The organism is Pseudomonas sp. DP-17 (genome assembly GCF_022380625.1).
Taxonomy (GTDB): Bacteria; Pseudomonadota; Gammaproteobacteria; order Pseudomonadales; family Pseudomonadaceae; genus Pseudomonas; species Pseudomonas nitroreducens_A.
Genome location: NZ_JAKSXG010000001.1, coordinates 197,016 through 221,907, shown reverse-complemented (window position 1 = coordinate 221,907; position 24,892 = coordinate 197,016). Strand labels below are relative to the sequence as shown.

The 24,892-nt window shown below is 65.3% G+C and carries 21 protein-coding genes and 3 tRNA genes; 21 read left to right on the top strand and 3 right to left on the bottom strand.

Going from position 1 to position 24,892, the window contains the following annotated elements; all coding sequences use genetic code 11:
* Window positions 1-16: 16 nt before the first annotated feature.
* From truA to MJ122_RS00945, 12 genes are all read left to right on the top strand, one after another.
* On the top strand, window positions 17-874 hold the full coding sequence (gene truA / locus MJ122_RS01000; protein WP_088416794.1) for a tRNA pseudouridine(38-40) synthase TruA: 858 nt from the start codon (window positions 17-19) through the stop codon (window positions 872-874).
* A gap of 57 nt (window positions 875-931) precedes the next feature.
* The gene (locus tag MJ122_RS00995) at window positions 932-1,555 is read left to right on the top strand and encodes a phosphoribosylanthranilate isomerase (protein WP_239741828.1); all 624 of its coding nucleotides are present in this window, start codon (window positions 932-934) and stop codon (window positions 1,553-1,555) included.
* Between the two features lie 256 nt (window positions 1,556-1,811).
* Window positions 1,812-2,687: an acetyl-CoA carboxylase, carboxyltransferase subunit beta gene (gene accD, locus MJ122_RS00990; protein WP_088416796.1), complete on the top strand. Its 876-nt coding sequence runs from the start codon at window positions 1,812-1,814 to the stop codon at window positions 2,685-2,687.
* Window positions 2,684-3,964, top strand: coding sequence for a bifunctional tetrahydrofolate synthase/dihydrofolate synthase (folC, locus tag MJ122_RS00985; protein WP_239741826.1), 1,281 nt, complete (start codon window positions 2,684-2,686; stop codon window positions 3,962-3,964). Before accD ends, folC begins: the two co-directional genes overlap by 4 nt.
* Before the next feature lie 23 nt (window positions 3,965-3,987).
* Window positions 3,988-4,653, top strand: a complete 666-nt coding sequence (locus MJ122_RS00980) for an SPOR domain-containing protein (protein ID WP_088416798.1) — start codon at window positions 3,988-3,990, stop codon at window positions 4,651-4,653.
* Between the two features lie 104 nt (window positions 4,654-4,757).
* Window positions 4,758-5,300, top strand: coding sequence for a CvpA family protein (locus tag MJ122_RS00975; RefSeq protein ID WP_088416799.1), 543 nt, complete (start codon window positions 4,758-4,760; stop codon window positions 5,298-5,300).
* A gap of 106 nt (window positions 5,301-5,406) precedes the next feature.
* The gene (purF, locus tag MJ122_RS00970) at window positions 5,407-6,912 is read left to right on the top strand and encodes an amidophosphoribosyltransferase (protein ID WP_017520383.1); all 1,506 of its coding nucleotides are present in this window, start codon (window positions 5,407-5,409) and stop codon (window positions 6,910-6,912) included.
* 27 nt (window positions 6,913-6,939) lie between these two features.
* A complete protein-coding gene (locus MJ122_RS00965) occupies window positions 6,940-8,151 on the top strand; it encodes an O-succinylhomoserine sulfhydrylase (protein ID WP_017520384.1) in 1,212 nt (403 codons plus the stop codon).
* Window positions 8,152-8,153: 2 nt separating this feature from the next.
* On the top strand, window positions 8,154-8,915 hold the full coding sequence (locus MJ122_RS00960) for an SDR family oxidoreductase (protein WP_239741825.1): 762 nt from the start codon (window positions 8,154-8,156) through the stop codon (window positions 8,913-8,915).
* A gap of 200 nt (window positions 8,916-9,115) precedes the next feature.
* Window positions 9,116-9,191: transfer RNA gene (locus tag MJ122_RS00955), tRNA-Val, on the top strand.
* Window positions 9,192-9,207: 16 nt separating this feature from the next.
* Window positions 9,208-9,284, top strand: a tRNA-Asp gene (locus MJ122_RS00950).
* Window positions 9,285-9,380: 96 nt separating this feature from the next.
* Window positions 9,381-9,457 (top strand) — tRNA-Asp (locus tag MJ122_RS00945).
* Between the two features lie 252 nt (window positions 9,458-9,709).
* Here MJ122_RS00945 and MJ122_RS00940 read toward each other — a convergent pair.
* Both MJ122_RS00940 and MJ122_RS00935 read right to left on the bottom strand, forming a co-directional pair.
* A complete protein-coding gene (locus tag MJ122_RS00940; protein ID WP_088416801.1) occupies window positions 9,710-10,747 on the bottom strand; it encodes an AraC family transcriptional regulator in 1,038 nt (345 codons plus the stop codon).
* Window positions 10,744-11,862, bottom strand: coding sequence for a carbon-nitrogen hydrolase family protein (locus tag MJ122_RS00935; protein WP_088416802.1), 1,119 nt, complete (start codon window positions 11,860-11,862; stop codon window positions 10,744-10,746). The genes MJ122_RS00940 and MJ122_RS00935 overlap by 4 nt, the downstream gene beginning before the upstream one ends.
* A 210-nt stretch (window positions 11,863-12,072) precedes the next feature.
* Between MJ122_RS00935 and MJ122_RS00930 the strand changes: the two genes are divergently transcribed.
* From MJ122_RS00930 to MJ122_RS00920, 3 genes are all read left to right on the top strand, one after another.
* Window positions 12,073-14,106, top strand: coding sequence for an NADPH-dependent 2,4-dienoyl-CoA reductase (locus MJ122_RS00930; RefSeq protein WP_239741823.1), 2,034 nt, complete (start codon window positions 12,073-12,075; stop codon window positions 14,104-14,106).
* A gap of 271 nt (window positions 14,107-14,377) precedes the next feature.
* Window positions 14,378-15,838, top strand: a complete 1,461-nt coding sequence (locus MJ122_RS00925; RefSeq protein ID WP_239741821.1) for a chromosome partitioning protein ParA — start codon at window positions 14,378-14,380, stop codon at window positions 15,836-15,838.
* A 10-nt stretch (window positions 15,839-15,848) separates the two neighbouring features.
* Window positions 15,849-16,793 carry a pyridoxal-phosphate dependent enzyme gene (locus tag MJ122_RS00920; protein ID WP_239741819.1) on the top strand — a complete coding sequence of 315 codons (945 nt, stop codon included), beginning with the start codon at window positions 15,849-15,851 and terminating at the stop codon, window positions 16,791-16,793.
* On the opposite strand, the gene MJ122_RS00915 is transcribed toward MJ122_RS00920, so the two are convergent.
* Window positions 16,781-17,719: a DUF1853 family protein gene (locus MJ122_RS00915; protein ID WP_239741817.1), complete on the bottom strand. Its 939-nt coding sequence runs from the start codon at window positions 17,717-17,719 to the stop codon at window positions 16,781-16,783. The two genes, MJ122_RS00920 and MJ122_RS00915, sit on opposite strands and share 13 nt — an antisense overlap.
* 113 nt (window positions 17,720-17,832) lie before the next feature.
* On the opposite strand from MJ122_RS00915, the gene MJ122_RS00910 reads away from it, so the two are divergent.
* The 6 genes from MJ122_RS00910 (at window position 17,833) to pepN (ending at window position 24,651) form a co-directional block, all read left to right on the top strand.
* Window positions 17,833-18,720: an NAD(+) kinase gene (locus MJ122_RS00910; RefSeq protein ID WP_017519352.1), complete on the top strand. Its 888-nt coding sequence runs from the start codon at window positions 17,833-17,835 to the stop codon at window positions 18,718-18,720.
* Window positions 18,720-19,700, top strand: coding sequence for a metallophosphoesterase (locus MJ122_RS00905; RefSeq protein WP_239741814.1), 981 nt, complete (start codon window positions 18,720-18,722; stop codon window positions 19,698-19,700). The genes MJ122_RS00910 and MJ122_RS00905 overlap by 1 nt, the downstream gene beginning before the upstream one ends.
* Window positions 19,697-20,569: a rhomboid family intramembrane serine protease gene (locus MJ122_RS00900; RefSeq protein WP_088416808.1), complete on the top strand. Its 873-nt coding sequence runs from the start codon at window positions 19,697-19,699 to the stop codon at window positions 20,567-20,569. The genes MJ122_RS00905 and MJ122_RS00900 overlap by 4 nt, the downstream gene beginning before the upstream one ends.
* A 191-nt stretch (window positions 20,570-20,760) precedes the next feature.
* On the top strand, window positions 20,761-21,021 hold the full coding sequence (locus MJ122_RS00895) for a DUF1315 family protein (protein WP_017519349.1): 261 nt from the start codon (window positions 20,761-20,763) through the stop codon (window positions 21,019-21,021).
* Window positions 21,021-21,848, top strand: a complete 828-nt coding sequence (locus MJ122_RS00890) for a DUF2797 domain-containing protein (protein WP_017519348.1) — start codon at window positions 21,021-21,023, stop codon at window positions 21,846-21,848. The genes MJ122_RS00895 and MJ122_RS00890 overlap by 1 nt, the downstream gene beginning before the upstream one ends.
* A 145-nt stretch (window positions 21,849-21,993) precedes the next feature.
* A complete protein-coding gene (gene pepN / locus MJ122_RS00885) occupies window positions 21,994-24,651 on the top strand; it encodes an aminopeptidase N (protein WP_239741812.1) in 2,658 nt (885 codons plus the stop codon).
* Window positions 24,652-24,892: the final 241 nt, after the last annotated feature.

Genomic DNA, 24,892 nt, shown 5'->3' with positions numbered 1-24,892 from the left:
GGAAGGCTCCAGATAGATGATTGAAGCAGTACCCTCAGCGGCGGCCGAATCGGCCGCCGTTGGCGTTTCCAGGATTGCCCTGGGCGTCGAATTCAAAGGCTCGCGTTACCGCGGTTGGCAGCGCCAGGAAAGCGGTGTGCCGACCGTGCAGGGCGCGCTGGAAAAAGCGCTGTCGCGGGTGGCCGATCATCCGGTTTCGTTGATGTGTGCCGGGCGTACCGATGCCCTGGTACATGCGAGCGGGCAGGTGGTGCATTTCGATACGACCGCCGAGCGCTCGCTCATCGCCTGGGTCATGGGCACCAATGCCAACCTGCCCAACGACATCAGCGTGACCTGGGCCAAGGTGATGCCCGCCCATTTCCATGCACGCTTCACCGCCATGGCGCGGCGCTATCGCTACGTGATCTACAACGACCAGATACGCCCGGCGCATATGGCCGAAGAGGTCACCTGGAACCACCGTCCGCTGGATGTCTCGCGTATGCGCGAGGCGGCCCGGGCGCTGGTCGGTACCCACGACTTCACCTCGTTCCGCGCGGTGCAGTGCCAGGCCAAGTCGGCCATCAAAACCGTGCATCACCTGGAGGTGATCGAGCATGGGCGCTTCATTGTGCTGGATGTCCGCGCCAACGCCTTCCTGCATCATATGGTGCGCAACTTTGCCGGGATGCTGATGACCATCGGCGCCGGCGAGCGCCCGGTGGAGTGGGCGGCCGAGGCGCTGGCCGCGCGCGATCGGCGTGCCGGCGGCATCACGGCGCACCCTTACGGGTTGTACCTGGTGAGCGTGGAGTACCCCGAGGAGTTCGTGTTGCCCAAGCGCTACCTCGGGCCACATTTCCTTTCAAGTTTGCCGGATATCGTCGGCTGACGATGCCTGGGGCATTTGCTACCATCGATCGATCACTTGCCTGAAGGTTGCTGCATCTTGTCCGCCGTTCGCATCAAAATCTGCGGTATTACCCGAGTCGAGGATGCCCTGGCCGCCGCCGAGGCGGGCGCCGACGCCATCGGCCTGGTGTTCTACGCCAAGAGTCCGCGCGCGGTGAGCATTCAGCAGGCGCGGGCGATAGTCGCTGCGCTGCCGCCCTTCGTCAGCACTGTTGGTCTGTTCGTCGATGCCAGCCGCTGCGAACTGGGGGAGATCCTCGATGCAGTGCCGCTGGACGTCCTGCAGTTCCACGGCGACGAGACGCCCGAGGCCTGCTCCGGCTGGCACAAGCGCTACCTCAAGGCTCTGCGTGTGAAGCCCGGCGACGACGTGGCGGCGCAGATCGACAAGTACCCGCAGGCCAGCGGCTTCCTGCTCGATACCTATGTGGAGGGTATTCCTGGTGGAACCGGGCTGGCCTTCGACTGGTCCCTGGTGCCGAACGACGTGCAGCGTCCGCTGATCCTGGCCGGCGGCCTGACGGCTGCCAACGTCGCCGCTGCCATCGCCCAGGTGCGCCCTTACGCCGTGGATGTCAGTGGCGGGGTGGAGGCGAGCAAGGGCATCAAGGATGCGCAGAAGATTCGCGATTTCATCGCGCAGTGCCGTTCGGTGGCCTGACGCGGAATCTTCATGTGACGACGAGCGGCCTGCCGCCGTCCACTACCCAATCGCTGCCCATGGGTGGCGCTGGGAGTCGTCGGTATTGGCAGTCTTGCCATCGGCGACCCGCATCGAGTGCTGTATCCGTGGCGACGCCCCAGGCGGCGCCTTTGTTTGCGAGGGGTTCCGGCCTTGAGGTCGGAACCGCGACGATGAATTTGCTCAGCGGCACGCGCAATCCATCGCGGCGTGTCACTGCACTGGAGACGAGAGCATGAGCAACTGGCTGGTAGACAAGCTAATCCCTTCCATCATGCGTTCCGAGGCGAAGAAGAGCTCGGTACCGGAAGGCCTGTGGCACAAGTGCCCGTCCTGCGAGGCGGTGCTTTACCGTCCGGAGCTGGAAAAGACCCTCGACGTCTGCCCCAAGTGCGATCACCACATGCGTATCGGCGCCCGCGCGCGCATCGATATCTTCCTTGATGAGGAAGGCCGCGAGGAGCTTGGTGCCGAGCTGGAGCCGGTGGACCGCCTGAAATTCCGCGACAGCAAGAAGTACAAGGACCGCCTGACCGCCGCGCAGAAGGATACCGGCGAGAAGGACGCGCTGATCTCCATGAGCGGCAAGCTGATGGGCCTGCCGGTCGTGGTCAGCGCCTTCGAGTTCTCCTTCATGGGCGGTTCCATGGGATCCATCGTCGGCGAGCGCTTCGTGCGCGCCGCCAACTATGCGCTGGAAAACCGTTGCCCGATGATCTGCTTCTCCGCTTCGGGTGGCGCGCGCATGCAGGAAGCCCTGATCTCGCTGATGCAGATGGCCAAGACCTCCGCCGCGCTGGCCCGCCTGCGCGAAGAGGGCATCCCGTTCATCTCCGTGCTGACCGACCCGGTCTACGGCGGCGTATCCGCCAGCCTGGCGATGCTCGGCGACGTGATCGTCGGCGAGCCGCGCGCCCTGATCGGTTTCGCCGGTCCGCGGGTGATCGAGCAGACCGTGCGCGAGAAGCTGCCTGAAGGCTTCCAGCGCAGCGAGTTCCTGCTGGAGCACGGCGCCATCGACATGATCATTCACCGTTCGGAAATGCGTGAGCGGCTGGCCAAGCTGCTCGCCAAGTTCACTCACACACCAAGTACCGCGCTCGCAGGATGACCCAACGTACCCTTGCCGACTGGCTCAGCTATCTCGAACAACTCCACCCCACGGCAATCGACATGGGGCTGGATCGCTCCCGTGAAGTAGCTGGCCGGCTTGGCCTGGGGCGCCCTGCGCCCCGCGTGGTGACTGTCACCGGCACCAACGGCAAGGGTTCCACCTGTGCCTTCCTGGCCGCCCTGCTCGGCGAGCAGGGCCTGCGCGTCGGCGTGTACAGCTCGCCGCACCTGCTGCGCTACAACGAGCGCGTGCTCATCGACGGCGTCGAAGCCAGCGATGACGCGCTCTGCGAAGCCTTCGCCGCCGTCGAGGCGGCTCGCGGCGAAACCTCCCTGACCTACTTCGAAATGGGCACGCTCGCGGCCTTCTGGCTGTTCGAGCGCGCCAACCTCGACGCCGTGGTGCTGGAGGTCGGGTTGGGCGGCCGCCTGGATGCGGTCAACCTGATCGACTCCGACGTTGCCGTAGTCACCAGTATCGGCATCGACCACGCCGACTGGCTGGGCGATACCCGTGAAAGCGTGGCCTTCGAGAAGGCGGGCATCTTCCGTGCCGGCAAGCCTGCCGTCTGTGGTGACCTGGAGCCGCCAGCGCCGATCCTCGAGCAGGCGCGCAAGCTCGGCTCGCCGCTGGTCCTGCGTGGCCGAGATTTCGACCTGGCGATGGGTGACGCCGATTGGCACTGGCGCGGCCGCTCCGCCACGGGCGAGGCGCTGAGCCTGCACAACCTGCCGCTGCTCGAGCTGCCGATGGAGAACGCGGCACTGGCCTTGCAGGTCTACGCCTGGCTGGATCTGCCGTGGCAGTCCGAGCAACTGGTCGCCGCGCTGCAGCGCACCCGCGTGACCGGGCGACTGGACCGCCGCACCGTGCAATGGCGCGGCGAAGAGCGCCACTTGCTGCTCGACGTCGGGCATAATCCGCACGCTGCGCAATACCTCGCCAGCCGCCTGCGTACGGCGCCGCCCAAAGGTGTGCGCCACGCGGTGTTCGGCCTGCTGGCGGACAAGGACCTCGACGGCGTACTGGAACCCGTGCTCGGCTTGGTGCAGGATTGGGCCGTCGCGCCGCTGCCCACTGGACGCAGCCGTCCGGCCGCGGAGCTGGAGGCCGCGCTGCAGGCTCGCGGCGCGCAGGTCAGTTGCCATGGCGATATCGCCGCGGCGCTGGCGGCGCAGTGCGATGCAGCGGGCGCCGATGACGAGATTCTGGTGTTCGGTTCGTTCTACAGCGTGGCGGATGCCCTGGAGTGGCTCGCCAAGGCTGCTCAATAAAGTAGACCTAAGGGGAGTTGTGCATGGCGTTGCTCGATAAGGGGCTCAAGCAGCGGGTAGTCGGAGCGCTGGTGCTGCTGGCACTCGCCGTGATCTTCCTGCCGATGCTGTTCTCCCGCGAGGATGAGGTACGCCAGGTAGTGGTCGAGGCGCCGGTAATGCCTAAGCCGCCGGCCATGCCCACCGTCGAAGTGCAGCCCACCGAAGTTCCCGAGCCCCAGGCCGAGGATGCCGATAACGCGGTGCAGCCGGCCGAAGTGGCGCCGGCGCAGACGCCGTCCGCCCCCATTGCCAGCCTGCCGGCCCAGCAGGTCCAGCCGACGCAACCCAAGGCTCCGGCTCAGCCAGCCGTTACCAGGCCGGCCGCGCCTGCGGCGCAACCGGCCCAGGCCAGTACCGCTCCCGCAGCGCCCGCGCAACAGCCAGCCCAGCGTCTGGACAGCAATAACCTGCCGGTGAGCTGGTCTGTGCAGCTGGCCAGCCTGTCCAGCCGCGCCCGCGCCGACGAACTGCAGAAGTCCCTGCGCAGCCAGGGCTACAACGCCTACGTGCGCAGCTTCGACGGCATGAACCGGGTCTTTGTCGGCCCGGTGGTCGAGCGAGCCGAGGCGGATCGTTTGCGCGACCAGCTCGGCAAGCAGCAGAAGCTCAATGGTTTCGTCGTGCGCTTCCAGCCTGAGCGCGGCTGAGCCCGTTCGTTAGCTTCTTTCAATCGGCCTCATGTCAAACTGGGGCTCTTCTAAATCGAAGGCCTCTGCTAAAATGCGGGGCCTTTCCGTTTCTGGGCCGCAACGTGGCATTTACCTGGGTCGATTGGACGATGATCGGCATCATCGTCATTTCCAGCCTGATCAGCTTGAGTCGTGGTTTCGTCAAGGAAGCCCTGTCGCTGGTCACCTGGATCGTAGCCGGTGCGGTCGCCTGGATGTTTGGCGGCGCCCTGGCCGAGCATCTCGCACCCTACATTCAGCTGCCCTCGGGGCGTGTCATCGCCGCTTGCGCTCTTCTTTTCGTCGTCACGCTGCTGCTGGGCGCACTCGTCAACTTCCTCATCAGCGAGCTGGTGCGGGTGACCGGCATGTCCGGCACCGACCGCGTGCTCGGCATGGTGTTCGGCGGCGCCCGTGGCGTGCTGCTGGTGGTTCTGCTGGTCGGGCTGCTGAGCCTTGCACCGGTGCAACAGGATCCGTGGTGGCAGCAATCGGTGCTGATGCCGCATTTCCTGATGGTCGCCGACTGGTCGAAGAACTTCATCCTGACTTTCGCCGGGCAGTGGATGTCCGGCGTGACCATCACTCCGCCATCCGGAGTGGGGACCTTGCTGCCGGCCCAGTGACGGGCGGGCAGAGGCGACGGGTAGCCGTCGCCGCTACGGCAGGTCCGGTGGATACTGCCGAATACGGAATTGTTTTAGCCTGAACACCAACTAGGGGTTGCGTCGCATGTGTGGCATCGTCGGTATCGTGGGCAAGTCGAACGTGAATCAGGCGCTTTATGACGCCCTCACTGTTCTCCAGCATCGTGGCCAGGACGCTGCGGGGATTGTCACCTGTCAGGACGACCGTCTGTACCTGCGCAAGGACAACGGGCTGGTCCGTGACGTCTTCCAGCAACGCCACATGCAGCGCCTGGTCGGCAAGATCGGCATCGGCCATGTGCGCTACCCGACCGCGGGCAGCTCCAGCTCCGCCGAGGCGCAGCCGTTCTACGTCAACTCGCCCTACGGCATTACCCTGGCACACAACGGCAACCTGACCAACGTCGAGCAGCTGGCCAAGGAAATCTACGAATCCGACCTGCGTCACGTGAACACCAACTCCGACTCGGAAGTGCTGCTCAACGTGTTCGCCCATGAGCTGGCGGTGCGCAACAAGCTGCAGCCCACCGAGGAAGATGTCTTCGCCGCCGTGGCTGGCGTGCATGCCCGTTGTGTTGGTGGCTACGCCGTGGTGGCGATGATCACCGGCTACGGCATCGTCGGTTTCCGCGATCCCCATGCGATCCGTCCGATCGTCTTCGGCCAGCGCCACACCGAGAACGGCGTGGAATACATGATCGCCTCGGAAAGCGTGGCCCTGGACGTCCTAGGCTTCACCCTGATCCGCGACCTGGCTCCGGGCGAAGCGGTATACATCACCGAAGACGGCAAGCTCTACACCCGCCAGTGCGCGGCCAATCCGCAGTACTCGCCGTGCATCTTCGAGCACGTCTACCTGGCCCGTCCGGACTCCATCATCGACGGCATCTCGGTCTACAAGGCGCGCCTGCGCATGGGCGAGAAGCTGGCCGACAAGATCCTGCGCGAGCGTCCGGACCATGACATCGACGTGGTCATCCCGATCCCGGACACCAGCCGCACCGCCGCCCTGGAGCTGGCCAACCGCCTGGGCGTGAAGTTCCGCGAAGGCTTCGTGAAGAACCGCTACATCGGCCGTACCTTCATCATGCCCGGCCAGGCTGCGCGCAAGAAATCGGTGCGCCAGAAGCTCAACGCCATCGAGCTGGAATTCCGCGGCAAGAACGTGATGCTGGTGGACGACTCCATCGTTCGCGGCACTACCTGCAAGCAGATCATCCAGATGGCCCGCGAGGCAGGTGCGAAGAACGTCTACTTCTGCTCCGCCGCCCCGGCGGTGCGCTATCCCAACGTCTACGGCATCGACATGCCGAGCGCCCACGAGCTGATCGCGCACAACCGCAGCACCGAGGAAGTCGGCGAACTGATCGGCGCCGACTGGCTGGTGTACCAGGACCTGCAGGACCTGATCGAATCCACCGAGGGCGGCAAGATCAAGATCGACCACTTCGACTGCGCCGTGTTCAACGGTGAATACGTCACCGGCGACGTCGACGAAGCCTATCTGAACAAGATCGACCAGGCGCGCAACGACGTCACCAAGACCAAGAGTGCCGCGGTAAGCGCCATCATCGATCTGTACAACGACTGATTCAGAAACGAATAGGGAGAGCAGGGCATGGCTCAGGATTGGGAAGCCGGCCGGCTGGACAGCGACCTGGAGGGTGTCGGTTTCGACACCCTCGCAGTGCGCGCCGGGCAACGCCGCACCCCGGAGGCGGAACACGGCGAAGGCCTGTTCACTACCTCCAGCTATGTGTTCCGCAGTGCCGCCGATGCGGCCGCGCGTTTCGCCGGTGAAGTGCCGGGCAACGTCTACTCGCGCTACACCAACCCCACGGTGCGGACCTTCGAGGAGCGCATCGCCGCGCTGGAAGGCGCCGAGCAGGCGGTGGCCACCTCCACCGGCATGTCGGCCATTCTTTCCCTGGTGATGAGCCTGTGCAGCGCCGGCGACCACGTGCTGGTCTCGCGCAGTGTGTTCGGCTCGACCATCAGCCTGTTCGAGAAATACTTCAAGCGCTTCGGCATCGAGGTGGACTACCCGCCTTTGAGCGACCTGAAAGCCTGGGAAGCGGCCTGCAAGCCGAACACCAAGCTGTTCTTCGTCGAATCGCCATCCAACCCGCTGGCTGAGCTGGTCGACATCGCCGCATTGGCCGAGATCGCTCATGCCAAGGGCGCATTGCTGGCGGTGGATAACTGCTTCTGCACCCCGGCGCTGCAGCAGCCGCTGAAACTGGGTGCGGACGTGGTGATCCATTCCGCGACCAAGTACATCGACGGCCAAGGCCGCACCATGGGGGGGGTGGTTGCCGGTCGCCGAGCGCAGATGGAGCCGGTTGTCGGCTTCCTGCGTACCGCTGGCCCGACCCTCAGCCCGTTCAATGCCTGGATCTTCATCAAGGGCCTGGAAACCCTGCGCGTGCGCATGCAGGCTCATAGCGCCTCGGCCCAGCAAGTCGCCGAGTGGCTGGAGCAACAGCCGGGTGTGGAGCGTGTGTACTACGCAGGCCTGGGCAGCCATCCGCAGCACGAACTGGCCAAGCGTCAGCAGAAGGGCTTCGGTGCGGTGGTGAGCTTCGAGGTGAAGGGTGACAAGGCTGCAGCCTGGCGCTGCATCGATGCCACCCGGATGATCTCCATCACCACCAACCTGGGTGACACCAAGACCACCATTGCGCATCCGGCTACTACTTCCCACGGTCGCTTGTCGCCGCTGGAGCGTGAGAACGCCGGCATTCGTGACAACCTGATCCGCGTTGCCGTGGGCCTGGAAGATGTCGATGACATCAAGGCCGACCTGGCGCGAGGCCTGGCGGCACTGTGAGCATGATGGACGCCCTGGGCAACGGCCAGGTGGTGCTGGTCACTGGTGCGGCGCATGGCATCGGCCTGGGCGTCGCCGCCTGGCTGGTCGCCGAGGGCTGGCAGGTGGTGCTGGCCGACATCGACCGCGAGCGCGGCCCGAAGGTTGCGGCGGCGCTGGGCGAGCGCGCCAGCTTCATCGCGTTGGACGTGGCCAATGAAGGGCAGGTCGCTGCAGCCGTCGCCGAATTGATCGGCCAGTTCGGCCGCCTCGATGCGCTGGTGAGCAACGCGGCCATTGCCCGGCCGCACAACGCGCCGTTGGAAGGCCTTGGCCTGAACGAGTGGAACCGTACCCTGGCGGTGAACCTCACCGGCCCGATGCTGCTGGCCAAGCACTGCGCGCCGTACCTGCGTGCGCACAGCGGTGCCATCGTCAATATCGCTTCCACCCGGGCGCACCAGTCCGAGCCGAATTCCGAAGCCTACGCAGCGAGCAAGGGTGGGTTGTTGTCGCTGACCCACGCCCTGGCCAGCAGCCTGGGGCCTGATATCCGCGTCAATGCGATCTCCCCGGGCTGGATAGACGCCCGCGACCTGCGTGAGCGCGAGGCCGAGCCATTGACCGAGCTGGACCATGACCAGCACCTGGTCGGTCGCGTCGGCACGGTGGAGGACATCGCCTCGGCGGTGGCCTGGCTGATCGGCGACAGCGCCGGCTTCGTCACTGGCCAGGAGCTGGTGATCGATGGGGGCATGACGCGCAAGATGATCTACCTCGACTGAATGTCGGGTGTGTAAGAGGAGGGCGGCCCGAGGGTCGCCCTTTTTCTTTTCCGGAGGTCCGGTGACGGGCGTTCGCGAGCAAGCCAACACCCAGGTACGGATCGGCATCCCCATCTTTTTTCGGAAAAATGAAAAAAAGTTCAATCAGGGCATTGACTTAGGAATCGCCGGCTGTAGAATGCGCCCCACTTCGAGACGAAGGGTGATTAGCTCAGCTGGGAGAGCATCTGCCTTACAAGCAGAGGGTCGGCGGTTCGATCCCGTCATCACCCACCACTCTCGCAAGTTACGCGCAGCGGTAGTTCAGTCGGTTAGAATACCGGCCTGTCACGCCGGGGGTCGCGGGTTCGAGTCCCGTCCGCTGCGCCATTTCCCCCTCCTTGGTTCCTGCCCCGAACCAGCTTGTCGAGTGATTCACTCCAGGCGCAAGGAGGTTGCTTTACTGGACGCAAGTCCAACCGACACGCAGCGGTAGTTCAGTCGGTTAGAATACCGGCCTGTCACGCCGGGGGTCGCGGGTTCGAGTCCCGTCCGCTGCGCCATATTCGAAAGCCCTCAGGTAGCAATACCTGAGGGCTTTTTCGTTTGCGTCCATAAATTCCAGTTGTTGTTCTGTAAGACGTTGTCACAGGTCGTTCACCTTCGCCGTCTAGCTTTTTCCCCATGGTCTTTGCTAAAACCGGATCGAACGGTCAGGAGAAAAGCCAATGGACGACTATCAGGAAGAACTGCTGGAACTGCACGCCGTGGAACAGGATCTGCCGGAGCCGGCCGACGACGCCACCGAGATGTGATCAGGCGCTATGGCGCTGGGCGCGGCGGAATTCCCCGGGAGTCTGCCCGCTCCAGCGCTTGAAGGCGCGCTGGAAGGCCTCGGCGGACGCGAAGCCGAGCAGGTAGGCGATCTCGCCGAAGGCGAGGTCCGTGTCACGGATGTAGATCATCGCCAGGTCGCGGCGAGTGTCGTTGAGGATGCTGCGGAACTGCGTGCCTTCCTCGGCCAGCTTGCGGCGTAGTGTCCAGGTCGGCAGCTTGAGCCGCGCGGCCACTTCCTCCAGGTCCGGTTCGCGGCCGTTGAGCATAGGGCCCAGCAGTTGGGCAACGCGCTCGCGCAGGCTGCGCGTTCGAGTCTGTTGTTCGAGCTCTTTCTCGCAGATATCCAGCAATTGCCGCCAGGTGCTCGGGCAATGGTCCGGATTGGCGCGCGCCAGTGTGGCCTGGTCCAGACGCAGTTGATTGTGCTGCGCGCCGAACTCCACCGGGCAGCCAAGCATCTCCTCGAAGCGTGATGCCCAGGCGGGTGCCGGGTACTCGATCTCGACCTTCTCCGCGCGCAGAGGCTGCGCGCCAATGCTGCCGAGCATGCTCACCCAGCCGGCCAGCACTGAATCCACCACGAAGCGGTTGTAGGCGTTGTAGGGGCTGATGGAATAGAAGCGCAGCCAGGCGCCGCCGGCGTCTTCGATGAAGCTGCTCTGGCCGCGGTAGTTCTGCGCGTAGAGCGGCTCGAAGCGGATCAGCGCGCGGGCGGCGGCGCGCAGGTTGGGTGCTTGCGCCGCAGTGACGCCGGCCAGGCCGCTCTGGCTCGGTCGGCTCAGTTGGCCCATGCGCAGGCCGAGGGCCGGATCGCCGCTCTGCTGGATGGCCGCATGGCCCAGGCGCATATAGCGGGGAATCGACAGGCGCGCGCCGGGTTCGCCCAGGCGCGCTGTGTCCAGCCCGTATTGTTCAAGCAGTGGGTGCGGGGCGACGCCGCTTTCCGCCAGCGCATCGGCGAGGCTGTGGACAAAACCTACCGAAAGGTCGCCGAGCCGCATGGTCGGGCGGGTCATAGCCAGAGGTTGATCAGGCGAGCGCCGGGGCCTTCGGGGGCCAGGGTGTGGCTGTCGCCGCTGACCACCAGGCTGCGGCCGTCGCTGCCCAGGTCCCAAAGGTGGCCGCGCATGAATACGGTGATGCCGGCGTGAGCGCCGCTTTCGCCAAGACGGCCAGCCAGGGCCAGGCGCTCCCAGGCTTCGCCTTCGGTGAGCTCGCCGGGCCTGAGGGTCACGTCACCCGGCGCGGCACCGCCGTTGTAGCCCTTCCACGGCTTGCTCCAGCTGCCGTTGCCGGTGAGGAAGGCGGGCACCGCGATGATATCGGGCTTGCTGGTGGCCAGCGCGCTGTAGCTGGCCGGGTACCAGCTGTCGGCGCAGACCAGTACGCCCAGGCGCCCGGCCGGAGTCTGCAGCACCTGCAGGTCGTCGGTATCGCCGCCGCGGGTAAAGCCTTTTTCCTCGTCGATGGGGAACAGCTTGCGTTGCGGCTTGCCCAGTGGCAGGCCGTCGCCGCCGAAGACCTGGGTGACGTTGTAGAGGCGGCCGTTGCCGGTACGGATTTGCCCTTCGACGATGCGCGGGTTGGGCAGCACGATGGAGCCGGCGACTATGGTCACGCCGAACTCCTTCGCCAGCGAGCCGAACAGCGTCTGGTAGTCGTGGGCCATGTCCACCGCCTTCATGCGGAACAGGGCGTCCGCCATGCGGTCCTCGCCCTTGGCGCCGAGCCAGCCGCGCGCCAGTTTCAGCGGGTTGCTGGCGGCCATCCATTCCATGGCCTCGGCGATGTGCTCGGTCTGGTAGACCTCGGGCTTCTCGCCGGCGGCCACCAGCCAGGTGCCGATGTGCTCGGGGAAGACCACTATGGTGCGCGGGTTGATCAGCCCCTCGTCGCGCGCCTTGGCCAGGTAGGCATGGAGTTTCAGGCGCAGGCGTTCAACGCTCTGGTAGTCCTGGGCGAACAGTTCCGGCTGCACGCCCAGCAGGTTGCCACGCTCGGACGGCTGGCCCTGGTTGAGCGAGACCTGGCTGCGCAGGTCGGACAGATAGTGGCCCACCGGGCGGCGCTCCGCCCAGCCGGCATAGCCGGCGAAGAGGATGACCAGGACGAGGAAGATCAGCTTGCGCATATAGGACGGGTACTCATGGGGTGCCCCACAGGGTAGGGGTTGGGCTGGGTCTTGCCAAGGCGGGGTGTCATCTTTGGTCAGTAACTTGTCATTTTCGATCATTGAGCGGCGAGGGTGCGCTCCTTAGAGTCAGCTCCATACCGACCGCGCCCCATGCCTTGCCGTTCCGCAGGCTGAGGGCGCGGCATCATCGTGAATGCCGGAGGAACCATGACCGCCACTTACCCGCACCTGCTCGCACCGCTGGATCTGGGTTTCACCACCCTGCGCAACCGTACCCTGATGGGCTCCATGCACACTGGCCTGGAGGAGAAGCCCCAGGGCTTCGAGCGTATGGCGGCGTACTTCGCCGAGCGCGCCCGTGGCGGTGTCGGCCTGATGGTCACCGGCGGCATCGGCCCGAACGAGGAAGGTGGCGTGTATTCCGGCGCGGCCAAGCTGAGCACCGCCGAAGAAGCCGAGAAGCACAAGATCGTTACCCAGGCGGTGCACGAGGCGGGCGGCAAGATCTGCATGCAGATCCTCCATGCTGGCCGTTATGCCTACAGCCCCAAGTCCGTCGCACCGAGCGCCATCCAGGCGCCGATCAACCCGTTCAAGCCGCGCGAGCTGGATGAAGAGGGCATCGAGAAGCAGATCGCCGACTTCGTCAACTGCTCGAGCCTGGCACAGGTGGCCGGCTACGACGGTGTCGAGATCATGGGATCGGAAGGCTACTTCATCAACCAGTTCCTGGTCGCCCACACCAACCACCGCACCGACCGCTGGGGCGGCAGTTACGAGAACCGCATGCGCCTGCCGGTGGAAATCGTCCGCCGCGTGCGTGAGGCCGTCGGCCCGAACTTCATCATCATCTATCGCCTGTCGATGCTCGACCTGGTGGAAGGCGGCAGCACCTGGGACGAGATCGTCCTGCTGGCCAAGGCCATCGAAAAGGCCGGCGCGACCCTCATCAATACCGGTATCGGCTGGCACGAAGCGCGTATCCCGACCATTGCCACCAAGGTGCCGCGCGCGGCCTTCACCAAGGTCACGGCCAAGCTGCGCGGGGAGGTCGGCATCCCGCTGATCACCACCAACCGCATCAATACCCCGGAAATCGCCGAACAGGTGCTGGCCGAAGGTGACGCCGACATGGTCTCCATGGCCCGTCCGTTCCTCGCCGATCCGGACTTCGTCAACAAGGCCGCCGAAGGCCGCGCGGATGAGATCAATACCTGCATCGGCTGCAACCAGGCCTGCCTGGACCATACCTTCGGCGGCAAGCTGACCAGTTGCCTGGTGAACCCGCGCGCCTGTCACGAGACCGAGCTGAACTACATCCCGACCACTCACGTGAAGAAGATTGCCGTGGTCGGCGCCGGCCCTGCAGGCCTCTCCGCTGCCACCGTGGCCGCCGAGCGTGGCCACGAGGTGACCCTGTTCGACGCTGCCGGCGAGATCGGCGGCCAGTTCAACGTCGCCAAGCGCGTGCCGGGCAAGGAAGAGTTCTACGAGACCCTGCGCTACTTCAAGCGCAAGGTGGAAACCACCGGCGTGAACCTGCAACTGAATACCCGTGTCAGTGTGGATGACCTGGTCAAGGGCGGCTTCGACGAAATCATCCTGGCCACCGGCATCGTGCCGCGCACCCCGGCTATTCCGGGCATCGACAACGCCAAGGTGATCAGCTACCTGGACGCCATCCTCGAACGCAAGCCGGTCGGCAAAACCGCCGCAGTGATCGGCGCCGGCGGCATCGGCTTCGACGTCTCCGAATACATCACCCATGCCGGCGAATCCACCAGCCTGGATCGCCATGCCTTCTGGCAGGAGTGGGGTATCGATGAGAACCTGGAAGCCCGTGGCGGCATCGCCGGCATCCAGGCGCACCCGCACGCCGCTGCGCGCCAGGTGTTCCTGCTGCAGCGCAAGAAGTCCAAGGTCGGCGACGGCCTGGGCAAGACCACTGGCTGGATCCACCGCACCGGCCTGAAGAACAAGCAGGTGCAGATGCTCAACAGCGTCGAGTACCTCCGGGTCGACAACGACGGCCTGCACATCAGCATCGCCGGCGGCGAGCCGCAGGTGCTGCCGGTGGACACCGTGGTCGTCTGCGCCGGCCAGGATCCGCTGCGCGAGCTGCACGACGGGCTGGTCGCTGCCGGCCAGAGCGTGCACCTGATCGGCGGCGCCGACGTGGCGGCTGAGCTGGATGCCAAGCGCGCCATCAACCAGGGCTCGCGCCTCGCTGCGGAGATCTGAGTAAAACGGGATCTGGCTCACAAGTCCGGGTCCGGAAAAGTTCCCTTCCGGGCCCGGATATCCTTTCGAAAATCCAACCGCGTCACAGAATTATCCAGCCAGTTAACCGCCCGGCCCGATCGCCGGGTCGGGTGCCAACCGAGTCACATTGCCTGCGACATTAATTCCCCTAGACTTGCTCGGATGTCGGGATTTTCCCGCTGTCTGGGTGCTGCATTTCTGACAGACCCTTTTTCCAGACTTCCTCCCGCACCAGCCCAGAGGTCAATCGATGAGCATGCAGAAGAAGCCTCAAATGGTGGAAGCCGTGGTCTTCTTCAACGACCGTGGCGTCTGCAGGGAAATGCTCTACCCCGAATTCGAGGCGCTGCTCGATAACGTCGTGCAGATGCCGGAATACGCCGATCAGCAGATGCAGCTCGCCTATGTGCTGATCAACCCGCGCCTGCTGGTCAAGGCAGTGGTGTTCTTCTACCTGGATTTCGACGAGAAGGGCGAAGCCGACAGAGGTTGGAACCTGCCGCTGCGCAACCTGGCCGACCGCGCCGGTCGTGGCCCCGACATGGGCGCCGGGCCGATTCGCCTGGCCTGCCGCAGCCAGTGTCCGGTGTCCTGGCACCAGATGCACCTGTGGGACCCGACCCTTGAGGCCGCGCAGAACCATCTGGTGCAACTGCGTGAAGCGATCAAGCGCAACAACCTTGGTGTGCTGGTGGAAGAGGAACCGGCCGCCGTCGAGCCGGCTCGCTTGCAGATGGCCGACGAGCACCAGTGGTACGCGCCCGCCGAAGAGTCCCGCGAGGAAGCCGAGAAACTGGCCCGCGCGATGCTCGAGGAGCACCAGCAGAAAACCACCGAGCTGCTCGGCCAGCATGAAACCCGCTTGTCGCAGATCAGCCGGCAGCATGAGCAGGAGCTCAGTCGCCTGAAGCTCTCTGCACAGGAGCAGGTCAGGGCGCTGCAGGCCGAGTTGGCCGCGCTGCGCGAAGGCCTGAAGCGCGAGGAAGAGATCAACGCCGGCCTGCGCCGTGAGCTGGATGGCCAGGCCAACGGCTTCCAGCGCGGACGCGAGGAGCTGACCGCTCAGTTGCGCCATATCGAAGAAAGCGGCCGCGACGAGCTGGAGCAACTGCGCCGCCAGATCGAGGAAGAATCCCGCTCCCGCCTGGCCAGCCTGGAGGCTCGCTACAAGGAGCAGATTGCTGCCCGCGACGTGGAACTGGGCTACCGCAACGAGCTGGACCAGCAGTTGCAGCAGGAAAATCAGCAACTGCGTCGGGAGGCGGAACAACTGCGCGAGGAAACCGCCCAGCTGCGCCAGCTTGCCGGGCAACTGCAGCAGGGCGCCGAAGGTCTGCGCCTGGAATTGGACGCGCTGGCGGCCAAGGCAGCCGATGGCTCGGTGCTGGAGCGCCTGGCCAGCCTGGGAGTGATCTTCGTGGTGTACCATCCCGGCGCCGGTCATCTGACCCTGTCGCTGCAGGATGTCCCCCGTTACCAGGAAAACCCCATGGCTTACGCTGCCGCCAAGTGCTTCGTCGCCGAAGACCAGTACCGCAGCTGGCTTGCCCATTACCAGCAACCCGCCTGCGAAGGACGCCTGTCCAATGGCGAGCGCTGCGCCATGCCCATCGACCGCGTCGAAACCCCCGGGCGCTTCGTCGACGGCGACAGCAACTGTTGTTCCCGGCACAAGACCGCCGGCCGACTGCGCAGCGTCACCGCTGGCTGACCGGGGCGCCTTGGAGTTTCCCGACTGGCGCCCCGAAGCACCCCTGCAACCTGTCCACCTGGATTGGCTCGATCGCGCCGGCGTTGAGCTGGCGTTGTTGCGCCTGGATCAGGTGGACACGCTGGTTTCTGGCAACAAGTGGTTCAAGCTTGCGCCCTATCTCCAGCAGGCCGCCGACCTTGGCTTGAGCGGCGTGATGACCCTGGGCGGAGCTCATTCCAATCACCTGCATGCGGTAGCAGCCGCCGGCGCGCGGTTCGGCTTCGAGACCGTCGGCTTGCTGCGCGGCGACGAGCAGGACAATCCCACGGTGGCAGACTTGCGCCAGCTCGGCATGCAGCTCCACTGGCTTGGCTATGGCGGCTATCGTCGGCGCCACGAAGCGGATTTCTGGACGCCCTGGCGCCAGCGCTATCCCCAGTTGCTGGCGGTAGGCGAGGGCGGTGGCGGGCTTGCCGGTGCGCAAGGTTGCTCGCTGCTGGTTGCGCAGATTCGCCGGCAGCTCGGCATTCTGGGGTGGGACGACTATCAGCAGCTCTGGGTAGCCTGCGGCACCGGTACGACCCTGGCCGGCCTGGTACTCGGCGAGGATGGCGCACATCCGGTGGTCGGTGCCATGGCAGTGCCGCCTCGGCACGGCGTCGAAACGCAGGTGCCCGAGCTGTTGAGGGCAGGCGGCGCAAGCGATACCGGCTACCGTCTGCTGGATGCCAGCCGTGGCGGCTTTGCGCAGGTCGACGCGACACTGGCGCGCTTCCTCCTCGCGACCGAAGCGGAGTGCGGCGTGCCGCTGGAGCCGCTGTACACCGGCAAGCTGCTGCTGGCGCTGCACGATGAAGTCGCCGCGGGGCGCATTGCGTGCGGCACCCGCATCGTCGCTATCCACAGTGGCGGTCTGCAGGGGCGGCGGGCGCTGGACGAGAAACTGCAGACCCTGGCCGCTCAGCGCGAATAGCCGCTGTGCACCCGTGGCCAGCGGTCACCCACCAGGAACAGGCGCTCCTGCTCCCGCCAACGCCCTCGGTGCAACTCCATCCGTACCAGCATCTGCGGGAAGCCGTCTTCCGGCAGTTCTGCCAGCCAGCTGGCAAAGCGCTCCGCGCTCCAGCTTTCGTCTTCGGCGGCCGGGGAAAGCCAGCCCTTGCGCGACAAGGGCTGCCAGCCGTGCGGATGCTGCGCCTGGTAGGCGGGCCAGGCGCGTCGATGCAGCCAGCGGCCGCGCTGGTGGTTGTCGCTGGCCCCCGCAGGCGGCGGGCAGGGCGTCGGCCAGGAGTAGAACAGGTAGCCGCCGAGCCAGAGGCCGGGTGAAGGTTCGGCGTCGCTGTACTCGCGGACCACGGCCAGCCCTTGGGCGGTGGAGGAAAGTGGCAGCTGGTGCTGGTAGAAGTGTTCGATCTTGCGCAGCAGATGGTCCTCGGCGCCCGGCCCGAGCCAGGAGTCGGGGCCGTCATCGCAGGGGCCGAGGTAGAGCTTGATGGCCAGTTCCAGGTGATGCAGGCCGTCGTCGTCTTCCAGCAGCAGGTCCAGTTCCCCGAGAGTCTGGCCGTTGTTGCGCACCGGCAGGTTGGCGGCCAGCAGGCGCAGGTCCGGCGCACGCTCCAGAGCGTACTGCCAGAGACGTTCGTAATAGCGCCCCAGACGCTGGTGCGGCGCTGATTCCAGTTGCCCCAGCAACTCGTCCGGCGAACCTTCCTGGGCGCGCAGCCAATCGGCCAGCAGCGAAGGCTGCGAGTACCAGCGGCTGGCCGTCAGCGGGTGGCGCAGCGCGGGGCTGCCCGGTTGCAGCAGGGGCGGGGAGAGCAGCGTCCAGGCGAGGTCGCGGACCTGCGGCTGGCGCAGGTCGATCAGCAGCTCGTCGAGCAGGGCGGTAAAGTCGGTCATGCCCCAAGCCTAGCCGCTGCATACCCGCTCCGGCCACGCTGCGGTTTGCCGCTGCTTCCGCCTTTCGCCCATAATTCCGCCATTCGAGCATCCGCAACGCCGTCCGGAGTCCCATGGAACCCTTTCGCAATATCGGCATCATCGGCCGCCTGGGCAGCACCCAGGTCCTGGAAACCATCCGTCGGCTGAAGAAATTCCTCACCGAGCGCCACCTCCACGTGATCCTCGAGGACACCATCGCCGAGGTCCTGCCGGGCCACGGCCTGCAGACCTGCTCGCGAAAGATCATGGGCGAGATCTGCGACCTGGTGATCGTGGTCGGCGGCGACGGCAGCATGCTTGGCGCTGCGCGCGCCCTGGCGCGGCACAAGGTGCCGGTGCTGGGGATCAACCGTGGCAGCCTGGGCTTCCTTACCGATATCCGCCCTGACGAACTGGAAACCAAGGTCGCCGAGGTGCTCGGCGGGCAGTACATAGTCGAAAGCCGCTTCCTGCTGGATGCCCTGGTGCGCCGCCACGGCGAATCCATCGGCCAGGGCGACGCGCTGAACGATGTGGTGCTGCACCCCGGCAAGTCCACCCGGATGATCGAGTTCGAGCTGTATATCGACGGCCAGTTCGTCTGCAGCCAGAAGGCCGACGGCCTGATCGTCGCCACTCCGACCGGCTCCACCGCCTACGCGCTGTCCGCCGGCGGGCCGATCATGCATCCCAAGCTGGACGCCATCGTGGTCGTGCCGATGTACCCGCATATGCTCTCCAGCCGCCCCATCGTGGTGGACGGCAACAGCGAGCTGAAGATCGTCGTCTCGCCGAACATGCAGATCTATCCGCAGGTCTCCTGCGATGGCCAGAACCACTTCACCTGTGCGCCGGGCGATACCGTCACGGTGAGCAAGAAGCCGCAGAAGCTGCGCCTGATCCACCCCATCGACCACAACTACTACGAGGTCTGCCGGACCAAGCTGGGCTGGGGCAGCCGCCTCGGGAGCAGCGAGTGATGGAACTCGACCCCGCACGCGGCTACGACCTGATCGGCGACATCCACGGCTGCGCGCACACCCTCGACCGCCTGCTGGAGCGCCTGGGCTACCGGCTGCAGGGCGGCGTTTGGCGGCATGCGCGGCGCCAGGCGCTGTTCCTGGGTGATCTCATCGACCGTGGCCCACGTATCCGCGAGGCACTGCACCGGGTGCATGACATGGTTGCCGCCGGCGAGGCGCTGTGCATCATGGGCAACCATGAATTCAACGCCCTCGGCTGGTCCACGCCCGCCGCGCCGGGCAGCGGCCGCCAGTACGTCCGTGAGCACACGCCGCGCCATGCCCGGTTGATCAAGGAAACCCTGGATCAGTTCGAAGGCCACCCGGCAGACTGGCGCGATTTCCTCGGCTGGTTCCAGGAAATGCCGCTGTTCCTCGACGCCGGGCGCTTCCGCATGGTCCACGCCTGCTGGGACCACGACGTGATCGACGCGCTGCGCCAGCAGTTCCCCGAGGGGCGCATCGACGAAGCCTTCCTCATGGCAACCGCCGAGCCGGGCAGCTTTGCCCAGCAGGCCTGCGACCGCCTGCTGCGCGGCACCGATATGCGCTTGCCCAATGGCCTGACACTGACCGGCAGCGACGGTTTTACCCGTGCCTTTTTCCGCACCAAGTTCTGGGAAGAGGACCGCGCGCCGGAGACCTACGGCGACATCGTGTTCCAGCCCGACGCGCTGCCCGACGAGGTCGCCAGCGAGCGGCTGAGCGAGGAGCAGAAATCGCGCCTGCTGACCTACGGCGCCGACGAGCCTCTGCTGTTCGTCGGCCACTACTGGCGGCGTGGCAACCCGGCGCCGATCCGCCCGAACCTCGCCTGCCTGGACTACAGCGCGGTGATGTACGGCAAGCTTGTGGCCTACCGCCTGGACGAGGAGACGCGGCTGGACCGCAACAAGTTCGTTTGGGTCGATGTGAAGCGTCCGGAGGGCGATGAGTGAGCGCGATTGAAGCAATGCGACTGCCGGCGGCAGTCGACCTGGGGCAGTTCGTCACCCTGCTGCAGCGGCTGAACGTGCCGTTCCGGGTCAGCGAGGAATCCGGCGAGCAGGTGCTCTGGGTGCCCAACGCGCAACTGGCGGAGCAGGTTCGCACGCTCTATGAGCGTTATCCGCAGGGCGACCCGCAGTTCGCCGTGCAGGCCGAGAGCCAGCGCCGTGGGCCGGGTTTCGTCCAGCAACTGAAGATGAGCCGCATGACGGCAGCGGTGCTGCTGGTGACCTTCGTTGTGGCCGCCATCACTCTGCTGGGCACCTCCCCGGAGACGCTGCGCTGGTTCACCTTCCAGGATTTCCAGATGGTCGGCGAGGACCGCGCGCTGTTCCAGCCGCTGTCCGACACCCTGGCGCAGGGGCAATGGTGGCGCCTGTTCACGCCCATGCTGATCCACTTCGGCTGGCTGCACCTGGCGATGAACGCCATGTGGTACTGGGAGCTGGGCCGGCGCATCGAGTATCGCCAGGGCGCCTGGATGCTGCTGGGGCTGAGCCTGGGCTTCGGCCTGGTGTCGAACCTGGTGCAGTACAGCTGGAGCGGGCCGAGCCTGTTCGGCGGCCTGTCCGGCGTACTCTACGGCTTGCTGGGCCATTGCTGGATCTTCCAGCGAATGGCGCCGACGCCGGCCTACCACCTGCCCAAGGGTGTGGTGGGGATGATGCTGATCTGGCTGCTGGTGTGCCTGTCGGGCGTGATCGACCTGCTCGGCTTCGGCTCCATCGCCAACGGTGCCCATGTGGGCGGGCTGGTGGCGGGTTGCCTGAGCGGCCTGGTCGGCGGGCTGCTGGCGCGGCGGAAAGCCGGCTCCCCGTAGGATGGTTGGAGCCTAGGCGATACCCATGCTGTCGCTGCGGGGATTGATGGGTATCGCTTCGCTCCACGCCATCCTGCGAAAGCACCCCTACGCCGAGCGGAAGCTGTGCAACCGATTGACCGGCGTTCGTGCGCGCAGGGCTTTCGCCCGGTAGAATGCCGGCTTCGTTTTTCCCCTGCAGGAGCCGGCCCATGTCGTCCTTCGCCGAAATGATCCAGAACATCACTCCCGAAATCTACGAGAGCCTCAAGCTGGCCGTGGAAATCGGCAAATGGCCCGATGGTCGCAAGCTGTCCCAGGAACAGAAGGAGCTGACCCTGCAGGCCATGATCGCCTGGGAGATGGACAACCTTCCCGAGGACCAGCGCACCGGCTACATGGGCCCGCAGGCTTGCGAGTCCCACGCCGAGCCGATCCCGAACATCCTCTTCTCGTCCAACTCGCTGCACTGATGCAGGAGCTTGGACGCGGCGCCCTGGACAAGATGTCGGCGCGCCTGGAAAGCCCCGTGCAATACGCCTTCCGCCTGGGTGATACGCAGGTCCCGGTCAACCCGCTGATCGGCAGGACGGTGCGCCTGGAATACCTGGGCGAGATCTTCTGCAGCCATTGCTCGCGCAAGACGAAGAAGAGCTTCGCCCAGGGCTATTGCTACCCGTGCTTTACCAAGCTGGCGCAATGCGACAGCTGCATCATGAGCCCGGAGAAGTGCCACTTCGAGGAAGGCTCCTGCCGCGACCCCGAATGGGGTGAGCGCTTCTGCATGACCGACCACGTGGTCTACCTGGCCAACTCCTCGGGCGTGAAGGTGGGTATTACCCGCGCCACCCAGGTGCCGACCCGCTGGATCGACCAGGGCGCACGCCAGGCGCTGCCGATCATGCGCGTGGCGACCCGCCAGCAATCCGGCTTCGTCGAGGACCTGCTGCGCAGCCAGGTCGCCGACCGCACCAACTGGCGCGCACTGCTCAAGGGCGAGGCCGAGCCGCTGGACCTGATCGCCATCCGCGAACGGATCTTCGACGCCTGCGCCGAAGGCATCGTCGCCCTGCAACAGCGCTTCGGCCTGCAGGCGATCCAGCCGGTGATGGACATGCAGCCCATCGAGATCAGCTATCCGGTGGAGGCCTACCTGCCCAAGATCACCAGCTTCGATCTGGACAAGACGCCGGTGGTCGAGGGTACCCTGCAGGGCATCAAGGGCCAGTACCTGATCTTCGATACCGGCGTGATCAACGTGCGCAAGTTCACCGCGTACCAGCTGGCCATCAGCGCCTGATCGAACCTGTATTGAATTTCCGGCACGAGGAACGCATCTAGGGATAGATGCGTTCCCGACTCGCCCGCGCCGTTTCCAATCGCTAGAGTCAAGTATTCCTCCGGCCGGCCCATCCCGCCTGCCGCCTTCCAAGGGGCCAAAAGCCATGCGTACCGAGCAACCGAAAGTCATCTACCTCAAGGATTATCAGGCACCCGAGTACCTGATCGACGAGACCAACCTGACCTTCGAGCTGTACGAGGACCACACCCTCGTCCACGCCCAGCTGGTGATGCGCCGCAACCCGGAGCGCGGCGACGGCCTGCCGCCGCTGGTGCTCGACGGCCAGCAACTGGAGCTGCTGTCGCTGGCGCTGGACGACCAGCCTCTCGAAGCCGGCCAGTACCAGCAGGACGAGAACCACCTGACCCTGCAGCCGACCGCGAAGTCCTTCACTGTCGACAGCACCGTGCGCATCCACCCGGAGAGCAACACCGCGCTGGAAGGCCTGTACAAGTCCGGCAAGATGTTCTGCACCCAGTGCGAGGCCGAAGGCTTCCGCAAGATCACCTACTACCTCGACCGCCCGGACGTGATGAGCAGCTTCACCACCACGCTGTCGGCCGAGCAGCACCAGTACCCGGTGCTCCTGTCCAACGGCAACCCGGTGGCCAGCGGCTCGGAAGAGGGCGGTCGGCACTGGGCGACCTGGCAGGACCCGTTCAAGAAGCCGGCCTACCTGTTCGCCCTGGTCGCCGGCGACCTCTGGTGCGTCGAAGACCAGTTCACCACCATGAGCGAGCGCGAAGTCACCCTGCGCATCTATGTCGAGCCGGAGAACATCGACAAGGTCCAGCACGCCATGGACAGCCTGAAGAACTCGATGCGCTGGGACGAGAAGGTCTACGGCCGCGAGTACGACCTGGACATCTTCATGATCGTCGCGGTCAACGACTTCAACATGGGCGCCATGGAGAACAAGGGCCTCAACATCTTCAACTCCAGCTGCGTGCTGGCCAAGGCAGAGACTGCCACCGACGCCGCGCACCAGCGCGTCGAAGGCGTCGTCGCCCATGAGTACTTCCACAATTGGTCGGGCAACCGCGTGACCTGCCGCGACTGGTTCCAGCTGTCGCTCAAGGAAGGCTTCACCGTGTTCCGCGACAGCGAGTTCTCCGCCGACATGAACTCGCGCACCGTCAAGCGCGTCGAGGACGTGGCCTTCCTGCGCACCAACCAGTTCGCCGAAGACGCCGGCCCGATGGCGCACCCGGTGCGCCCGGATTCCTTCATCGAGATCTCCAACTTCTACACCCTGACCGTCTACGAGAAGGGCTCCGAAGTCGTGCGGATGATCCACACCCTGCTGGGCGCCGACGGTTTCCGCAAGGGCACCGACCTGTACTTCGAACGCCATGACGGCCAGGCCGTGACCTGCGACGACTTCGTCAAGGCCATGGAGGACGCCAACGGCGTCGACCTCACCCAGTTCAAGCGCTGGTACAGCCAGTCCGGCACCCCGCGCCTGGCGGTGGAGGAGAGCTTCGACGCCGGGGCGCAGAGCTACACCCTGACCTTCCGCCAGAGCTGCCCGGCCACGCCGGGGCAGAACGAGAAGCAGCCCTTCGTCATCCCGGTGCAGATGGGCCTGATCGACAAGCTGGGCAACGCCCTGTCGCTGCGTCTGCAGGGTGAAGAACACGCCCATGGCAGTGACCGCGTGCTTCAGGTCACCGAGGCCGAGCAGTCCTTCACCTTCGTTGGCATCGCCGAGAAGCCCCTGCCTTCGCTGCTGCGCGGTTTCTCCGCGCCGGTGAAACTGAGCTTCCCCTACAACCGCGACCAGCTGATGTTCCTCATGCAGCACGACGAGGATGGTTTCAATCGCTGGGAAGCCGGCCAGCAGCTGTCCGTGCAGGTCCTGCAGGAGCTGATCGGCCAGCACCAGCGCGGCGAGAAGCTTGTCCTGGATGAGCGCCTGATCATCGCTTTCCGTACCCTGCTGCTGGATACCGGGCTGGACCAGGCCATGGTCGCCGAGATGCTCTCGCTGCCCAGCGAGGCCTACCTCACCGAGATCAGCGAAGTGGCTGACGTCGACGCCATCCACGCCGCCCGCGAGTTCGCCCGCCAGCAGATCGGCGCGGCACTGCACGAGCAGTTGTGGGAGCGTTATCAGGCCAACCGCAAACAGTCCCGCGAGACTGCCTACGTCGCCGAAGCGACCCACATCGCCCGCCGCAGCCTGCAGAACATTGCGCTTTCCTACCTGATGCAGAGCGGCGAGGCCGAAGTGCTCGCCGCGTGCCAGGAGCAGTACAAGGATTGCGACAACATGACCGAGCGCCTGACCGCGCTCGCCGTGCTGGTCAACTCATCGTTCGAGAAGGAGAAAGCCGACGCGCTGGCCATGTTCGCCGACTACTTCAAGGACGACCCGCTGGTGATGGACCAGTGGTTCAGCGTCCAGGCCGGGTGCACCCTGCCGGGCGGGCTGGAGCGCGTGCAGGCGCTGATGAGTCATCCGGCCTTCACCCTGAAGAACCCGAACAAGATCCGCGCGCTGATCGGCGCCTTCGCCAACCAGAACGCGGTGAACTTCCACCGCGCGGACGGCGCCGGCTACCGCTTCCTGGCCGACCAGATCATCACCCTTAACGCGCTGAATCCGCAGATCGCCTCGCGCCTGCTGACGCCGCTGACCCGCTGGCGCAAGTACGCGCCCGCGCGCCAGGCGCTGATGAAGGCCGAGCTGGAACGCATCCTCGCCTCCGGCGAGCTGTCCAGCGATGTATACGAAGTGGTCAGCAAGAGCCTCGCTTAACACACCCGCCGCGCCCCTTCCCAGGGGCGCCATGCACTTTCGAAAAGGTGTTACCAACGCTTGTTGGTAACACCTTTTTGTTACCTATCGAAATTAATCGATATCATTCTTATCGCTTTCCGATAGTGGGCGAATGGCGCCGATGTGTCTGCGTCGAGCCTTCAGGGGCGGATTGCGCCATTCGGGGTGCTGAGTGGCGCAATCGGTCACTTGATTTGATCAGTGAACGACCAGTCACAAA

What these genes read in the sequence shown, in the direction of transcription:
- MJ122_RS00980 (WP_088416798.1), top strand. Translation starts at nt 3,988, where the DNA reads ATGGCGTTGCTCGATAAGGGGCTCAAGCAGCGGGTAGTCGGAGCGCTG.
- MJ122_RS00910 (WP_017519352.1), top strand. Translation starts at nt 17,833, where the DNA reads ATGGAACCCTTTCGCAATATCGGCATCATCGGCCGCCTGGGCAGCACC.
- truA (WP_088416794.1), top strand. Translation starts at nt 17, where the DNA reads ATGATTGAAGCAGTACCCTCAGCGGCGGCCGAATCGGCCGCCGTTGGC.
- MJ122_RS00965 (WP_017520384.1), top strand. Translation starts at nt 6,940, where the DNA reads ATGGCTCAGGATTGGGAAGCCGGCCGGCTGGACAGCGACCTGGAGGGT.
- MJ122_RS00960 (WP_239741825.1), top strand. Translation starts at nt 8,154, where the DNA reads ATGATGGACGCCCTGGGCAACGGCCAGGTGGTGCTGGTCACTGGTGCG.
- MJ122_RS00890 (WP_017519348.1), top strand. Translation starts at nt 21,021, where the DNA reads ATGCAGGAGCTTGGACGCGGCGCCCTGGACAAGATGTCGGCGCGCCTG.
- purF (WP_017520383.1), top strand. Translation starts at nt 5,407, where the DNA reads ATGTGTGGCATCGTCGGTATCGTGGGCAAGTCGAACGTGAATCAGGCG.
- pepN (WP_239741812.1), top strand. Translation starts at nt 21,994, where the DNA reads ATGCGTACCGAGCAACCGAAAGTCATCTACCTCAAGGATTATCAGGCA.
- MJ122_RS00935 (WP_088416802.1), bottom strand. Translation starts at nt 11,862, where the DNA reads ATGCGCAAGCTGATCTTCCTCGTCCTGGTCATCCTCTTCGCCGGCTAT.
- MJ122_RS00925 (WP_239741821.1), top strand. Translation starts at nt 14,378, where the DNA reads ATGAGCATGCAGAAGAAGCCTCAAATGGTGGAAGCCGTGGTCTTCTTC.
- folC (WP_239741826.1), top strand. Translation starts at nt 2,684, where the DNA reads ATGACCCAACGTACCCTTGCCGACTGGCTCAGCTATCTCGAACAACTC.
- MJ122_RS00905 (WP_239741814.1), top strand. Translation starts at nt 18,720, where the DNA reads ATGGAACTCGACCCCGCACGCGGCTACGACCTGATCGGCGACATCCAC.
- MJ122_RS00915 (WP_239741817.1), bottom strand. Translation starts at nt 17,719, where the DNA reads ATGACCGACTTTACCGCCCTGCTCGACGAGCTGCTGATCGACCTGCGC.
- MJ122_RS00940 (WP_088416801.1), bottom strand. Translation starts at nt 10,747, where the DNA reads ATGACCCGCCCGACCATGCGGCTCGGCGACCTTTCGGTAGGTTTTGTC.
- MJ122_RS00930 (WP_239741823.1), top strand. Translation starts at nt 12,073, where the DNA reads ATGACCGCCACTTACCCGCACCTGCTCGCACCGCTGGATCTGGGTTTC.
- MJ122_RS00895 (WP_017519349.1), top strand. Translation starts at nt 20,761, where the DNA reads ATGTCGTCCTTCGCCGAAATGATCCAGAACATCACTCCCGAAATCTAC.
- accD (WP_088416796.1), top strand. Translation starts at nt 1,812, where the DNA reads ATGAGCAACTGGCTGGTAGACAAGCTAATCCCTTCCATCATGCGTTCC.